Annotated in this window: 17 protein-coding genes; all 17 read right to left on the bottom strand. The window is 41.4% G+C overall.

Features of this window, described 5'->3' with window-relative positions:
• Positions 1 to 7: 7 nt before the first annotated feature.
• The 17 genes from trpA to hbs all read right to left on the bottom strand — a co-directional run bounded on the left by trpA (position 8) and on the right by hbs (position 14,259).
• Positions 8 to 811 carry a tryptophan synthase subunit alpha gene (trpA, locus tag NST09_RS10465; protein WP_052320776.1) on the bottom strand — a complete coding sequence of 268 codons (804 nt, stop codon included), beginning with the start codon at positions 809 to 811 and terminating at the stop codon, positions 8 to 10.
• Entirely contained in the window at positions 808 to 2,007 is a 1,200-nt protein-coding gene (trpB, locus tag NST09_RS10470; RefSeq protein ID WP_007500937.1) for a tryptophan synthase subunit beta, read from the bottom strand. The genes trpA and trpB overlap by 4 nt, the downstream gene beginning before the upstream one ends.
• Entirely contained in the window at positions 1,988 to 2,656 is a 669-nt protein-coding gene (locus tag NST09_RS10475) for a phosphoribosylanthranilate isomerase (protein WP_342492995.1), read from the bottom strand. Before NST09_RS10475 ends, trpB begins: the two co-directional genes overlap by 20 nt.
• A complete protein-coding gene (gene trpC / locus NST09_RS10480) occupies positions 2,653 to 3,405 on the bottom strand; it encodes an indole-3-glycerol phosphate synthase TrpC (protein WP_342492996.1) in 753 nt (250 codons plus the stop codon). Before trpC ends, NST09_RS10475 begins: the two co-directional genes overlap by 4 nt.
• Entirely contained in the window at positions 3,398 to 4,420 is a 1,023-nt protein-coding gene (gene trpD / locus NST09_RS10485; RefSeq protein ID WP_017359755.1) for an anthranilate phosphoribosyltransferase, read from the bottom strand. Before trpD ends, trpC begins: the two co-directional genes overlap by 8 nt.
• Complete coding sequence (trpE, locus tag NST09_RS10490; protein WP_046343849.1) at positions 4,392 to 5,939, bottom strand: anthranilate synthase component I; 1,548 nt, start codon at positions 5,937 to 5,939, stop codon at positions 4,392 to 4,394. Before trpE ends, trpD begins: the two co-directional genes overlap by 29 nt.
• Positions 5,940 to 6,171: 232 nt before the next feature.
• Positions 6,172 to 6,555 (bottom strand): chorismate mutase, encoded by a 384-nt coding sequence (aroH, locus tag NST09_RS10495; RefSeq protein ID WP_008344549.1) that lies wholly within the window; start codon positions 6,553 to 6,555, stop codon positions 6,172 to 6,174.
• Positions 6,552 to 7,643: a 3-dehydroquinate synthase gene (gene aroB / locus NST09_RS10500; protein WP_007500945.1), complete on the bottom strand. Its 1,092-nt coding sequence runs from the start codon at positions 7,641 to 7,643 to the stop codon at positions 6,552 to 6,554. The genes aroH and aroB overlap by 4 nt, the downstream gene beginning before the upstream one ends.
• The gene (aroC, locus tag NST09_RS10505) at positions 7,643 to 8,815 is read right to left on the bottom strand and encodes a chorismate synthase (RefSeq protein WP_007500947.1); all 1,173 of its coding nucleotides are present in this window, start codon (positions 8,813 to 8,815) and stop codon (positions 7,643 to 7,645) included. Before aroC ends, aroB begins: the two co-directional genes overlap by 1 nt.
• A 76-nt stretch (positions 8,816 to 8,891) precedes the next feature.
• Positions 8,892 to 9,668, bottom strand: a complete 777-nt coding sequence (locus NST09_RS10510; protein ID WP_008344547.1) for a protein-glutamate O-methyltransferase CheR — start codon at positions 9,666 to 9,668, stop codon at positions 8,892 to 8,894.
• Positions 9,669 to 9,812: 144 nt separating this feature from the next.
• Complete coding sequence (ndk, locus tag NST09_RS10515; RefSeq protein ID WP_281215268.1) at positions 9,813 to 10,259, bottom strand: nucleoside-diphosphate kinase; 447 nt, start codon at positions 10,257 to 10,259, stop codon at positions 9,813 to 9,815.
• A gap of 129 nt (positions 10,260 to 10,388) precedes the next feature.
• Positions 10,389 to 11,351, bottom strand: a complete 963-nt coding sequence (gene hepT / locus NST09_RS10520; RefSeq protein WP_007500951.1) for a heptaprenyl diphosphate synthase component II — start codon at positions 11,349 to 11,351, stop codon at positions 10,389 to 10,391.
• A 24-nt stretch (positions 11,352 to 11,375) separates the two neighbouring features.
• A complete protein-coding gene (locus NST09_RS10525) occupies positions 11,376 to 12,080 on the bottom strand; it encodes a demethylmenaquinone methyltransferase (RefSeq protein ID WP_007500957.1) in 705 nt (234 codons plus the stop codon).
• Between the two features lie 3 nt (positions 12,081 to 12,083).
• On the bottom strand, positions 12,084 to 12,851 hold the full coding sequence (locus tag NST09_RS10530) for a heptaprenyl diphosphate synthase component 1 (RefSeq protein ID WP_007500958.1): 768 nt from the start codon (positions 12,849 to 12,851) through the stop codon (positions 12,084 to 12,086).
• A gap of 115 nt (positions 12,852 to 12,966) precedes the next feature.
• Entirely contained in the window at positions 12,967 to 13,197 is a 231-nt protein-coding gene (mtrB, locus tag NST09_RS10535; RefSeq protein WP_008344541.1) for a trp RNA-binding attenuation protein MtrB, read from the bottom strand.
• A gap of 23 nt (positions 13,198 to 13,220) precedes the next feature.
• The gene (folE, locus tag NST09_RS10540; RefSeq protein WP_342492997.1) at positions 13,221 to 13,790 is read right to left on the bottom strand and encodes a GTP cyclohydrolase I FolE; all 570 of its coding nucleotides are present in this window, start codon (positions 13,788 to 13,790) and stop codon (positions 13,221 to 13,223) included.
• A 190-nt stretch (positions 13,791 to 13,980) separates the two neighbouring features.
• On the bottom strand, positions 13,981 to 14,259 hold the full coding sequence (gene hbs / locus NST09_RS10545; protein ID WP_003215863.1) for a non-specific DNA-binding protein Hbs: 279 nt from the start codon (positions 14,257 to 14,259) through the stop codon (positions 13,981 to 13,983).
• Positions 14,260 to 14,326: the final 67 nt, after the last annotated feature.

The raw sequence follows: 14,326 nt of genomic DNA on the forward strand, positions 1-14,326 counted from the left end.
TTTCACCTCATTTGAATGAATAGAGGGGACTAAATGTTTTTGCATATGTTTCAAATTCTCTTAAAGCCTCTTGGCGTGTATCACTTGCTACTAATTGTTCTTGAAGCTCTTCAATTTTTTTGACAAGCGCACTGCCGACAACGACACCATCACTCATTTTATTCATTGAGTCTACTTGTTCTCTTGTTGAAATACCAAAACCTACAGCAACTGGTATTTGACTCAGCTCTTTCACTTGTTGAATAAAATCTGTAATCGATGCGTCGAAAGATTGTCTGACACCTGTGACGCCGAGAGATGAAACACAATACACAAAACCTTCTGCCTGCTCTACAATTTTTTCTAATCGTTCCTTGCTTGTTGGTGCAACGAGTGATATATATGAAATGTCGTGTGCTTGACAGTTCTTCTGCAGCTCGCTGCTCTCTTCAAAAGGCAAGTCGGGTGTTAAGAGTCCCGAAATATGATTTTTGCGCAGTAAAGCGAAAAAGTATTCTGTGTCTAATTGTAACACAGGATTATAATACGTAAATAGAATTACAGGAATTTTTACGCCGTTTTTTTTCATCTTTCCTGCTAATTCTATCGCTTTTACGATATTCATACCATGATGAAGCGCTCTTTTAGAAGCTCTTTGAATGACAGGGCCGTCCGCTAACGGATCAGAATACGGCACACCTAGTTCAATCGCATGTGCCCCTGCTGCTTGAAGCGCGAGGGCTAAATCAATGGTGATCTCTTCTGATGGATCACCCGCTGTAATAAAGGGAATAAATAATTTCTGACCTTGCTCTAATTGAAATGTGATCATTTTGTTTCACCCTCACTTTCAAGCACATTCATTAATGTATGCACGTCCTTATCTCCTCTGCCTGACAAGCAGACAAGGACAATGTCGTCTTCACTCATGTTCTGGCTCATTTCAAACGCTTTGGCTAAAGCATGTGCAGATTCGATTGCTGGCAGGATTCCTTCTTTTTCTGTGAGCAGCTTTAACGCATCTAGTGCTTCTTGATCTGTCGCACTCACATATTGAACCCGGCCGCTCGCATGCAAGTACGCATGCTCTGGCCCGATCCCCGGATAGTCTAATCCAGCTGAAATGGAATAGGGCTCAATAATTTGACCAAATTCGTCTTGAATCAAGTATGTCAAAGATCCATGTATGACACCTTTTGTCCCTTTCGTGATGGTCGCTGCATGAAGCGGAGTGTCGATTCCTTTTCCAGCAGCTTCTACACCAATGATATCGACCTCTTCATCTAAGAACGCCCGGTACATCCCTATCGCATTGCTCCCTCCGCCAACACAGGCAACGACTTTATGAGGAAGCTGCCCTTCCTTTTCAAGTATCTGCGCTTTTGCCTCATCTCCGATCATCCGCTGAAATTCACTGACGATTTGAGGATACGGATGAGGTCCAACGACTGAGCCGATCATATAAAAGTGGTCACTGCAATGCTGGACCCAATAGCGGATGGCTTCATTGGTTGCATCTTTTAATGTTCCGTTCCCGCTTGTGACAGGTATGACTTCAGCGCCGAGTAGTTTCATTCGGAACACATTGAGTGATTGTCTTTCCACATCTTCTTTTCCCATAAATACAGTGCAGGATAAACCGAATTTTGCGGCCACTGTTGCAGCAGCTACACCGTGCTGACCTGCTCCTGTTTCGGCGATGATATTTGATTTCCCCATTTTTTTCGCTAGCAGTGCCTGCCCAAGCGCATTGTTAATTTTATGAGCGCCTGTATGGTTTAAATCTTCTCTTTTTAAATAGATTTTAGCACCGCCGAGATATGCCGATAATTGATCAGCATATGTGAGTGCAGTTGGTCTGCCTGAATAGTTTTTCAAAAGCGATATATATTCCTTTTGAAAAGCAGGGTCTTCTTTTAATTCACGAAAAGCTTGTTCGATCTCTTCTAGTGGCTGCATGAGCGTTTCAGGAACGAATTTCCCTCCAAATTCTCCATATCTGCCAATCTCATTTGGATATGCGTACATGGTTCAACATCCTTTCTTCGAGCGCTTTCATCTTTGTACTGCTTTTCTTCCCGTTTTCTTCTATACCGCTTGAAAGGTCTATGGCGTCTGGACCAAAAGCAAGCAGATCTATTATGGTATCTGGCGTGATCCCGCCAGCAATGGCGCAAGTTTTCCCCAGTTGTTTTGCAAGCTGAACATATGAAGGCACTGCCTCCCATGCAAAAGCTGTTCCAGAACCGCCTCTCATTCCTTTCACTTTCGCATCAATGAGAAAACCGTCGACACTTGGAGCGAATGCCGTCATATGTTCAAGTGTGTCGTTTACATCGGGTTCGTGATGGAACACTTTCCAAACGAGCGCCTTCGTTTGTTGTTTGATGTCGCTTGCATCTTCTGGCGTCTCATCACCATGAAGCTGCACAATATCTAAGGGGAGGTTGTTTGTAATCTCGCACACTTTTGGTGTTTTTTCATTCACAAATACCCCCACGATCTCTTTTTTACATTTTACTTGTGACAGCCAGTGTTTCACTTGATCTGGATCAACCCGTCTTTTACTCGGCGCAAAAATAAAACCGATGGCATCCGCTTGTGATTGCGAGATGCATGCGACATCCTCTTGTGAGACAGCCCCGCAATATTTTAAATAAGGTTTCATCCTATTCATTCTCCGAACAATGCCTGAACGGCTTTCTCCTGTGATTGTTCCCTCATTAAAGATTCACCAACAAGAACGGCATTTGCTCCGTGCTGTTTCACAAAGGTCAGATCATCAAATGTCTTTATGCCACTTTCACTTACTAGTAATACGTCTTTTGGAACAAGTGGCGCGATCTCTTTTGTTTGTTCAACAGTTGTTGTAAACGTATTGAGATTCCGGTTGTTCACACCGATGATCTCAGGAGTGAATAGGTGTAAGATCTTTTCTAGTGTATGTGCTGCATGTACTTCAACGAGGACATCCATTCCTTTTTCTTTCGCTTCTGTATAGAGCTCATACAGCTTTTGCGGCTCAAGCACCTCTCCAATTAATAAAATGGCATCTGCCCCTATCCGTTTCGATTCTTCTACTTGTATAGAGTCAATAATGAAATCTTTTCTTAAAATAGGACGTGTGATGTGTTCTTTAATAAGAGACAAATATTCGTTTTTCCCTTGGAAAAACGGTTCATCCGTTAAGACAGATAAACAATCTGCATTTGATGTTTCGTATGCTTTTGCTGTCTGTAAAGGATCAAAATGAGGCTGAATGATGCCTTTGGAAGGAGACGCTTTTTTCACCTCAGCAATCAGTCCGATCGAGCGGTGAGGATTCATAAGGGCTTCTTTAAATGATTGTCTTTCATAATGTCCTTCCTCAGGTAATTGCAAGGTTTGCACATGTTCTTTTTTACGGGCGATAATTTCATTAAGCATAGATCTCTTCCTCTTTCGTTTTTTGTTTTAGACGGGCTAATTGTTCTTTAGCTGATCCGTTTTTGATCGTTTCTAATGCTTTCATTGTTCCTGCCATCAGACTCTCTGCTTTTCCTGCCACATATAATGCGGCCCCAGCATTAAGCGCTGTAATATGAAGCGGCGCTCCACCTGCTTGATAATTCAATATATTCTGAATCAATTTGGCGCTTTCTTCTGGTGATTGGACCTGAATGTCTGATAAATGCCCTTTTTCAAGTCCGAAGTCTTCTGGGTTTAACGTATATTCTGTCATGACACCTTTTTTGAGTTCAATGATGTATGAATTTGCTGTAATGGTTAATTCATCCAGCCCATCATCTCCGCAAACAAACAGGACATGTTCTGGCTCTAAAGGAGCAAGAGCTTTCGCCATGAGCTTTGCCTTTTCCTTTGCATACACACCGATGATTTGCTTTTTGGCCTGCATCGGGTGGCAAAGCGGTCCTAATAAGTTAAATACCGTCCGAAATCCGAGCTGCTTGCGTACAGCGGCTACTTGTTTCATAGAAGAATGATAGAGCGGTGCAAATAAAAAGCCCATGTTTTTCTGCTGTATTTGTCGTCTTGTTTCTTCAGGTGTGGATTGAATTTGAATACCAAGACATTCTAGCACGTCAGCACTCCCGCTTTTAGAGGAAACGGAACGATTTCCGTGCTTGGCGATTTTCGCCCCAGCAGCCGAAGCAACGATGGCGGCGGCTGTTGATATATTAAATGTTGATAAACCATCGCCTCCTGTACCGCACGTATCAACGACATCAAGTGACCTTTCTACTGGTGCTGCATGCTGCCTCATGGCTTTCACGAAGCCTGTCATTTCTTCGGCTGTTTCTCCTCGATGCGCTAAAATAGATAGACTAGCAGCGACTTCAGCATCTGTTAACGAGCCGCTCATCATATCATGCATCAGGCCATTCGCTTCTTTTTCTGATAGTTTTCCTCCATTAACAAGAGCTGATAGTCGTTGATTCATTTGGCACACTCTCCTTTTCTGAGAAAATATGTTCAGCAAGCTGAATGGCTTTTAGAAGTGCTCCTGCCTTATTACATGTCTCTTCCCATTCGTTTTCTGGAACGGAATCAGCGACAATGCCGGCACCTGCTTGTATAGAAGCAGTCTGATGTTTGACGCTCATTGTGCGTATGGTAATACAGGAATCGATATTGCCGTCGAAACCAATATAGGCAATACAGCCGCCATACGTCTCTCTTGGCTCAGGCTCCATTTCGTTTAATAATTGCATCGCCCTAATTTTTGGGGCGCCTGTCAATGTGCCTGCTGGAAAAGCGGACATAAGCGCGTCTACTGGATGTGTATCCTGCTTCAGCTTCCCTGTCACAATAGAAATAATGTGCATGACGTGCGAAAAGTTCACGACTTTTGTAAAAGTTGGGACAGACACACTGCCGTATTCTGCTACACGCCCCACATCATTTCGAGCCAGATCCACTAGCATGTAATGTTCTGCTTTTTCTTTTTCATCATCGAGCAACTCTCTTGCTAGTGCATCATCTTCTTCTTTTGTCATTCCTCGTTTTCTTGTACCAGCAATTGGATGGATTTCTAAGTGACCGTTTTTCGCATGGATTAATCGTTCTGGCGAGCTTCCCACTAAGTCTCGATCTTTTAATTTCATAAAATACATATACGGTGATGGATTGACGATCCGAAGCACACGATATAATTCAAATGAGCTCACTGTCACTGGAATGTCAAAACGCTGAGAAAGTACACCCTGGAAGATATCACCCGCTCGAATATACTCCTTGATTTTTTCGACATCCTTTAAAAATTTTGCTTTTTCATAGGTAGACGTCACCTGTTCAAACGAAGGGGATTCATTCATATTCCCTGAGATAATCAATTCTTTCATATCAATTTTTGTATGAAGCTGCTGTACCATCAGTTCAAGCTGCTTTTGATTTTCTCGATAAACCAGAATTTTTTCTTCGTCTGTTTCATGACCGTTCAGCTGCGTGTACTGAATAAAATGAACTTGGTTTGTTTCATGATCAAATGCGATCATTGTTTGGCAAACAAATAATGTGCAATTATCTGTTGTTGATGCATTCGGATGCGGCTTGACAGACGGCTCAATGTTGGGAATGAGGTCGTAACTTAAGTACCCTACGGCTCCGCCAGTAAATGGGATATCAATTTCAGGTGTCTTGATTTGATATTGCTCTTTCATCCAGTCAAGCAACTCTTTCAGCTCCGCTTTTTGCATCACTGACTTTCCTGCAGCGTCACGAGCAATATAATGGTCTTGCTCGTCATGTAATGTTAAAAAAGGATGTAATCCGATAAAGGAATATCTCGACCAGCTAGAAGATTCGTCTTTGCTTTCTAGCAAATACACAATATCCTGTTTCAGTTTCTCAACAATTTGAATGGGTGAGAGCGTATCAACTGTAATGGTTTCAACAATCGGGATGGTTTTGTAAAACTGACTGTCTCTTAAAAATTGGGTAAGGTTTGATTGGGATTTCATAAGCACACTCCTTAAATGGAATTAAGGAGAATGAGGGGACATCTTGAGGATTTGTTTGAGTATACGAAATAAGCCTAAAAGAGGCTTCGCTCTTTTAGGCAGTATGATTAAATAGAAGTATCGTATCTCTGCTCAACTCTACTCATCTCAACTACCCTAGTCTCATTCTCATCTTCTCTAAGCTTGCAATGCCGTTCACACCTGTGTGTAAACTTCGGCTGTTCATATCGTATTATAATTCCTTGTTTTTTGTCAACTGTAAATCAGGCCGAAGCGTGACAGCCTCTTCCAAGTATACATGCTGGATGTCTTCCTGCTTGACATCTGTCTGAACGGTCATTAAAACGCGAATACACTTCTTTAGACCTCCATCAATGTCAAGCTCTTGCATACAAGTGACAGGCACATAGGTCCATCCTTCAAACTGCCTGAGTGCTTTTGCTGGAAAAACAGAGTGAATATCTTGTGTAGCTGAAATCAAGATCTGCACGACACGCTCTGGATCTACTTGGTTTTTTGAAATGATCGCTTCTAGCAGCTGCTTCGTTTTGGTTAACACTTCTGTTTCTGTATCTTCTGTCACAGTTGTAGCCCCGCGTATCCCGCGAAACATCATAGACAGCCCTCCTCCCGTTTCCATTCTTCGAGCCAGTGATACAGCTCATCTTTTGTGAAAGATTGCAGGGTGACGTCTCCAACTTGTTTTAGCAAAACAAACTGAACACTCCCGCCTCTTGCCTTCTTATCACCAATCATGCGATCGACAAATGTTTTGGTTGAAATCGTTTGTGTGACTTGTACTGGGAACCCTAGTTCTTTCATCCACACTTTAAGTTTCTCACGATCTAGGCTGAGTCCTTGCTCTTTTTCACTGACATATAAAGCAAACTGCATGCCAATTGCAATGGCATCTCCATGCGTGATCGCACCGTATCCATACTCCGCTTCAATGGCATGCCCTAGTGTATGACCTAAATTCAAGTATGCCCGCACACCTTGTTCTTTTTCATCTTCTTGAACAATGGATGCTTTCACTTGAATCCCTTGATAAAGCATATGTGCCAGTTCATCCTTTGATAATTCTGTCAACGAACGAATGGACATCAGTTCTGATAAAAAGACTTCACTTGAAATCAGTGCATGTTTTATCACTTCTGCAAAGCCTGATCTCAGCTCTATTGGTGAGAGTGTCTCTAGCATACTTGTATCATAAATGACAGCAGCCGGTTGATGAAACGCACCAATTAAATTTTTGCCGAGCGGATGATTGATTCCGGTTTTTCCGCCGACTGCACTATCATGTGCAAGCAGCGTGGTTGGTACTTGAATAAAATCAATGCCTCTCATATAAGTGGCAGCAGCAAAGCCAGCCAAGTCTCCAATCACCCCGCCTCCTAATGCAATGATGCATGAGGAGCGGTCGAGTTGAAATTGGATGGCTTTCGTATGAATCTGCTCAAACTGTGCAAAAGATTTTGATTGTTCTCCGTTTGGCACCACTACTTTTTGTACAGACCATTTCTGTTTCAGTAATTGAACCATTTCATCTCCATAAAGGGCATCGACGGCTGAATCTGTCACGATAAAGAGCTTCGTGTAGGATCGCCCAGTGGAAGTAATCAAGTCTACGATATTTTGTCTAATCCCATCACCGATATATACAGGATAAGTGGCTGAAGACGTCTTCACTTCCAGTGTTTTCATTAAAACTCCCTCTGAAGCTGGCGCATTTTGTCCACATTTTCTTTAATGCGGTCAATTTGATCAAGACCAAACTGCTCAACCACTGCATTGGCGATTTCCCATGCAACGACTGCTTCTGCCACAACACTTGCGGCTGGAACAGCACAGCTGTCAGAACGTTCAATACTTGCAGAGAAAGGTTCTTTTGTTTCAATATCCACGCTTTGCAATGGTTTGTATAAGGTTGGGATTGGTTTCATAACCCCTCTTACGACGATTGGCATGCCAGTTGACATTCCGCCTTCAAGACCACCTAAGCGGTTTGTTTTTCTCGTATAGCCTTTTTCTTCATCCCAGATGATTTCATCATGAACTTCACTGCCATTTTTAGAAGCTGCCTCAAAGCCAATACCGAATTCAACACCTTTAAAAGCGTTGATACTCAGTACTGCGCCTGCAAGCTTGCTATCCAGTTTGCGGTCATAGTGCACATAGCTGCCGACTCCAACTGGCATCCCTTCAACGATGACTTCGACAATACCACCAATTGAATCGCCGTTTTTCTTCGCTTCGTCAATGGCATCCATCATTTTTTGACCAGCTTCACTGTCATAGCAGCGAACAGGTGATTCTTCTGTTACTTTTTGCAAATCTTCAATAGATTCATAAGCGGTATGGGAAGCTTTTACTCCACCAATTTCAAGGACGTGACCAGCCACTTTGATTCCAAGGTGAGCCAAAATTTGTTTCGCTACTGCACCTGCTGCTACACGAACCGTTGTCTCGCGTGCTGATGAGCGCTCTAATACGTTTCTCATATCACGGTGACCATATTTAATCGCACCATTTAAATCCGCATGCCCTGGTCTTGGACGAGAGATTTGACGCTTCATTTCACTCTCTTCTTCTTCAGTAATTGGCTCTGCACCCATGACCTTTGTCCAGTGCTTCCAATCATTATTTTCAACAACAAGTGCAATAGGAGAACCTAATGTTTTCCCGTGGCGAACACCACTTAACACTTTCGCTTGGTCTTTTTCAATCTGCATTCTTCTTCCGCGGCCATGACCTTTTTGTCTTCTAGCCAGTTCATAATTGATGTCATCCTGCTCTATGTAAAGTCCCGCTGGAACTCCTTCAATAATTGTGGTCAGTTGTGGACCATGTGATTCACCTGCTGTTAAGTACCTCATGACTTATTCTCCCTTCATCGCATTAACGCTTTTAAGTAAAACTATGATAACACACTTCCTACTAAAAAGTCAGCTACTACCCCTTCTTTTGATAAAAGAAAGTATCAGCAGAGGTTAATCCAAACTTTTCTGGGTGAAAAATTTGTTCTGTAGAACCAACAAATAATACGCCGTTTTGCTTTAAACTGCTGCTCATTTTTAAGTAAATTTCTTCTTTCGCCTCTTCTGTAAAGTAGATGAGGACATTTCGGCACACGATGAGATCCAGCTGTTTTTCATATGGATCTGCTAAAAGGTTGTGTTTCTTAAATTGAATGTGCTTTCGAATCTCATCCTTCACCGTGTAAAATGAAGAATCTTCTTTTGTGAAATATTTTTGCTTGATTTGATCTGGCACCTCTTGCAAAGATCGTTCATGATATCTTCCTTTTTGCGCGGATTGCAAGACTTTATCATCAATATCCGTTGCAATAATTTGGAAGTCTTTCACAAGCGGATGGCTTGATAGCAGCATTGAGAGTGTATACGGCTCTTCTCCAGTAGAGCAAGCTGCACTCCATATTTTTAGGGTGCCACTGTTTTTTGAAAGCAACGGCAGGATTTTTTGATCAAGTACTTCCCAGCGCTGATAGTTTCGGTAAAATTCTGACACATTGATCGTCATTCGATCCATCGTTTCATCTAATAGCGCTTTGTCCTTTTCAAGAGCAGACGCAAATGCCTCAAAATCTTTATATCCTTTTTTATCATAAAGGGATGTTAATCTTCGTTTCATTTGTGCTTCTTTATATAAGTTCAGATCTACCCCAGTTAGTTTTTTCCATTTTCCAACAAATACTTGATACTGATCCATCAATGTCCTCTCCTGTCTCATCTATCTTTGTCCTAGTATAGCTGTTTTTATCATAAATTTGTATCATCTCATGCGAAAATTCGTATAGAAATCTCAATATAAAAAAGCCAAAGTGATCATTTGATGAACACTTTGGCTTGAACATTAATAAATCCAGCTTGAGATCGTTTGATCCCAATTTGTCAGTTCTTCTTGTTTAAAGAAAAGGTTGATTTCTCTTTCGGCACTTTCTGGTGAGTCTGAGCCATGGATAATATTTTTGCCAACAGTTAATCCATAGTCACCTCTTATCGTTCCCGGAAGCGCTTCCTTCGGATTTGTCTTTCCGATAATCTGCCTTGTTACGTCTACGACTTGTTCACCTTGCCATACCATCGCAAATACAGGTCCTGACGTAATAAAGTCAACCAATTCACCGAAAAATGGTTTTTCTTTATGCTCTCCGTAATGTGTTTCTGCTACTTCTTTTGGAATGCTCATGAGCTTTGCTCCAACAAGCTGAAGCCCCTTTTTTTCGAATCTTGACAAAATTTCACCGATTAATTGTCTTTCCACACCATCAGGTTTGACCATAAGAAATGTTTTGTCCATATACGTTTTCCACCCCGTCGTTATGTATGTATAGGCTTACATTGTTACAAAGTGATCGTATCATTTTTTTTTATAATAATCAATTTTTGACAAAAAATTTCACAAAAAAACCAACCAACGAAACGTTGATCAGAATTTTCGTTTACCAATATATTTTGCAATCGACGCTAATGAAGATTTAGCCCGCCCGCGCGGAAGTTGATCGAGCTGTTCAAATGCTTTTTTCAAATACATTTCACTCACTCGAATGGAACGGTCGATCGCATCTGTTTGTTTGAGATGTTCAATCACAGGTTTCAGCTGCTTTTCCGTCGTTTCACTATTGATCAGCTTCAACTGACCTTCTAACGTCGGGTTCTGAAGCGCATATAAAACGGGAAGAGTGACATTTCCTTGTAAAAGGTCCCCGCCAACAGGTTTACCTAATTCTTCTTCAGTTGATGTAAAATCAAGGACATCATCAATGATCTGGTACGACATACCAACATAGTACCCAAACCAGTAAAGGGCTTTATGTGTTTTTTCATCTGTTCCAGCTGCAATCGCACCTAATTGGCAGCTGCCTGCAATAAGCAAGGCTGTTTTTCGTTTAATTCTTCTTAAATATGTACGAAGGTTTTGGTCCATGTTGTATTTATCTTTGACTTGTTCTATTTCCCCAAGACAGAGCTCGACGACCATTTTTGACAAAATTTCATGTGCCATTGGGTGATTGATTTTCGTCATGTACTCGAGTGATCTTGCAAATAAGTAATCCCCCGTGTACATCGCAATTCTGTTGTCCCATTTTGCTTTAATCGTCGGTTTTCCTCTTCTCAGTTCTGCATCATCAATGACATCGTCATGGACAAGTGATGCCATATGAATTAATTCAAGCGCTACGGCTACATATTTAATTTTATTAATATCATAGTCACCAAACATGCCTGAAAGGAGAACAAAAACGGGGCGGATTCGTTTTCCGCCCGCTTGCAGCAAATGAAGACCAGCTTCACTTAATAATGCATAATCAGAGCGAACGGTTTGTTCAAGCTCTTTTTCAATTATATCGATATCATGATTTAGAAAAGAAATCATTGCTTTTAGTTTCATTATTTTCACCCAAATATCGTTTATTCAAAGCTTCTTTCCGATATGTGTTGCTGCTACACCGCCTGTAAATGGATGATACGAGACATCAGACAGACCGGCCTCTTCAAAAAGAGACGCCAGTTCTTTCATGCCAGGGAATGTTTTGGCTGATTCTTGAAGCCATGAATACTCCTGATAGCTTTTGGCAAACAGCTTACCAAAGAGCGGCATGATGTATTTGAAATAGACATAATACCCTTGTTTAAACCCAATCATCTCAGGCTGTGATGTTTCAAGGCAGACAACCATTCCACCGGGTTTTACCACTCGTGTCATTTCCTTTAGCACTGTTAAGTAATCAGGGACATTTCGAAGGCCAAAACCGATTGTGACATAATCAAATGAGTTGTCCTCAAAAGGAAGCTCCATTGCGTTGCCGTGGAGCAGCTCAATTTGATTGTAGCCGCCTGTTTTCACCTTCGTTTCGCCAACACTCAGCATATTTTTACTGAAGTCAAGGCCTTTGACCTCGCCTGTTTCTCCAACAGCGTCTGCAAGCGCAATCGTCCAATCGGCAGTTCCGCAGCATACATCTAGTGCTTTGGCTCCTTTTTGAACATTCATGAGCTTCATTGTTTTATCGCGCCATTTTTTATGCTGTTTAAAGCTAATGACAGAGTTCATTTGGTCATAGTTTTTATAAATTTTTTCAAATACACCGTGTACTCGCTGTTCTTTTGATTGCTGCATGACTTACCCTTCTTCCACTTTCTGATGGTACGCAGGTTCATTTTTCATATGATCCAAGCGATTTAATAGCTCTTTTTGAACGATCGGAGATGAAACTAGATGCTCCTTGATTGATCGTTTGGCCTTTTCATAGCCTTCATTCTCAAAGTTGTCAAAACATGTATAGGCGTCCGTATAGCTATCGTTCAAAAAAAGTTTTAAATGTTTGTCGTCTTCTGCTTGTTTCATAAAACGTTTATAAACAAGGAAGCGACTTGCAATTTCATTCCAATGCGTCAATTGAAAGTGCTCAGAAATTCTTTGGAATAGCGCAGATTCTACTGTAGCAACACTTTTATAAAAGTGGGCTGCATCTTGAATGGATCGATCATATAGTCTAATTTTATGTTCATTAATCTCTTTGATCGCCGTGGCGAGAGTGCGGATCATGTAAATGTCTTTCATGTCAGAGAGAAGAGAGTAATAGAGACCGCTGAAATAGTCTCCTGCTAGGATGGTCAACTGACGATTTTTGAACTCGTCTTGTTTGATGGCTGCAGCAGTTGTGACTTCGTCATGGGTATCAAGGGCAATTTGCACAAGCATCGCCGTTAAAATATAATTTTCTTTTTTCTCAGCATCGATTTGAGCTTCATCAAACATTGCATGAAAAAGAAGGAGCTTATCTTCATCGATGAGCGGCGCACGCAAATGCTTCGCCAAATAAGGATGAGAAAGCTTTTTGTTTAATTTTATATTCAGATTAGATAAAATTCCGTAGATGTCTTGCAAAGATATCACCCTTGTCCCAAAAATTACAGTTTCATATGTAGCTCTCTACATTGTATAAAGATTTATTATACCATATCAGGCCTGACTTTCATGCTATCAAGTGCATAGTCGTGCGTTATTTCTTTGCTTCGCTTTGAATTTCACCGAAGCTTGTTTGAATGACAGCATCGCCCCGCACTTTGATGGCTGATGTGTGCTCAGTAAATTGCGCGATAATGACTTCACCTTTATCGAGCTTTTCGGAATGGTGAAATCTTGTATCGGAACCTCTAGTTAAGCCGATCACATTGACACCATTATCAATGGCTTTAATCACCACAAAATCAGATGCTTTATTTTCACTCAATCTGTTCACCTTCCATCTATGGATTAGTCGTTTTTAATAAATGAAAGCACTTCTGCTCTTGCTGCCGCATCATTTGCAAATGTACCGCGTACGGCTGAAGTGACTGTTTTAGCGCCGGGCTTCTTCACTCCGCGCATCGTCATACACATATGCTCTGCTTCAACGACAATCATCACACCATGTGGATTTAAAGTTTCCACCATACTATCTGCAATCGTTGATGTAATGCGCTCCTGAAGCTGCGGGCGCTTTGCCACGGCTTCTACTGCTCTTGCCAGCTTGCTGAGTCCCGTTACTTTTCCGCCGCGCGGAATATAAGCGACATGGGCTTTGCCATAGAATGGCACAAGATGGTGTTCACACATTGAATGAAAAGCAATATCTTTGACAAGAACGAGTTCTTCATGATCTTCACCAAAAATGGTTTTAAAATGTTCTTTTGGATCTTCATTTAATCCCGAGAACACTTCTTCATACATTTTTGCTACTCGTTTTGGGGTATCAAGAAGTCCTTCACGATCTGGATCTTCTCCGATTGCTTTTAATATATTGCGTACTGCGTGTTCGATTAATTCTTTATTTATTTCACTCATGTATTATATCCTCCAAAGGCGATTACATTTCATTCAGATTCTAGCACACTTCAGATCCTAAAAGCAAAGGAGAGCGTTCTAAACAAACCATTTGACTCAAAAGGAAAAGCCCCTTATCAAAGGGGCTTTTCTAGACCAGTGTGAAACTGTATATGTATAACTCCTTCAATAGGATCATTACACATAACGATTATTTACCTGCCACCGCGTCTTTAAGTGCTTTACCTGGTTTGAAAGCAGGTACTTTGCTTGCAGGGATTTCGATCTCTGCACCAGTTTGTGGGTTACGTCCTTTACGAGCTGAACGCTCACGTACTTCAAAGTTACCAAAACCAATAAGTTGGATTTTGTCACCATTTTTAAGTGCATCTAAAATTGTATCAAAAACAGAATCAACTGCTTTTGTCGCGTCTTTTTTAGATAACTCGCTTGCTTCAGCAACCGCGTTAATAAGTTCTGTCTTGTTCATGCCTTTCACCTCCTCCCAAAAATATGCATTCAATAGATTGTTATCATTTCTTCACAATTCATCTTCT

Origin of the sequence: Bacillus sp. FSL W7-1346 (assembly GCF_038593335.1) — a bacterium.
GTDB classification, from domain to species: Bacteria; Bacillota; Bacilli; order Bacillales; family Bacillaceae; genus Bacillus; species Bacillus altitudinis.

Excerpts from the sequence above, each read along its gene's own strand:
- trpA (WP_052320776.1), bottom strand. The coding sequence starts at position 811 with ATGATCACATTTCAATTAGAGCAAGGTCAGAAATTATTTATTCCCTTT.
- trpB (WP_007500937.1), bottom strand. The coding sequence starts at position 2,007 with ATGTACGCATATCCAAATGAGATTGGCAGATATGGAGAATTTGGAGGG.
- NST09_RS10475 (WP_342492995.1), bottom strand. The coding sequence starts at position 2,656 with ATGAATAGGATGAAACCTTATTTAAAATATTGCGGGGCTGTCTCACAA.
- trpC (WP_342492996.1), bottom strand. The coding sequence starts at position 3,405 with ATGCTTAATGAAATTATCGCCCGTAAAAAAGAACATGTGCAAACCTTG.
- trpD (WP_017359755.1), bottom strand. The coding sequence starts at position 4,420 with ATGAATCAACGACTATCAGCTCTTGTTAATGGAGGAAAACTATCAGAA.
- trpE (WP_046343849.1), bottom strand. The coding sequence starts at position 5,939 with ATGAAATCCCAATCAAACCTTACCCAATTTTTAAGAGACAGTCAGTTT.
- aroH (WP_008344549.1), bottom strand. The coding sequence starts at position 6,555 with ATGATGTTTCGCGGGATACGCGGGGCTACAACTGTGACAGAAGATACA.
- aroB (WP_007500945.1), bottom strand. The coding sequence starts at position 7,643 with ATGAAAACACTGGAAGTGAAGACGTCTTCAGCCACTTATCCTGTATAT.
- aroC (WP_007500947.1), bottom strand. The coding sequence starts at position 8,815 with ATGAGGTACTTAACAGCAGGTGAATCACATGGTCCACAACTGACCACA.
- NST09_RS10510 (WP_008344547.1), bottom strand. The coding sequence starts at position 9,668 with ATGGATCAGTATCAAGTATTTGTTGGAAAATGGAAAAAACTAACTGGG.
- ndk (WP_281215268.1), bottom strand. The coding sequence starts at position 10,259 with ATGGACAAAACATTTCTTATGGTCAAACCTGATGGTGTGGAAAGACAA.
- hepT (WP_007500951.1), bottom strand. The coding sequence starts at position 11,351 with ATGAAACTAAAAGCAATGATTTCTTTTCTAAATCATGATATCGATATA.
- NST09_RS10525 (WP_007500957.1), bottom strand. The coding sequence starts at position 12,080 with ATGCAGCAATCAAAAGAACAGCGAGTACACGGTGTATTTGAAAAAATT.
- folE (WP_342492997.1), bottom strand. The coding sequence starts at position 13,790 with ATGAGTGAAATAAATAAAGAATTAATCGAACACGCAGTACGCAATATA.
- hbs (WP_003215863.1), bottom strand. The coding sequence starts at position 14,259 with ATGAACAAGACAGAACTTATTAACGCGGTTGCTGAAGCAAGCGAGTTA.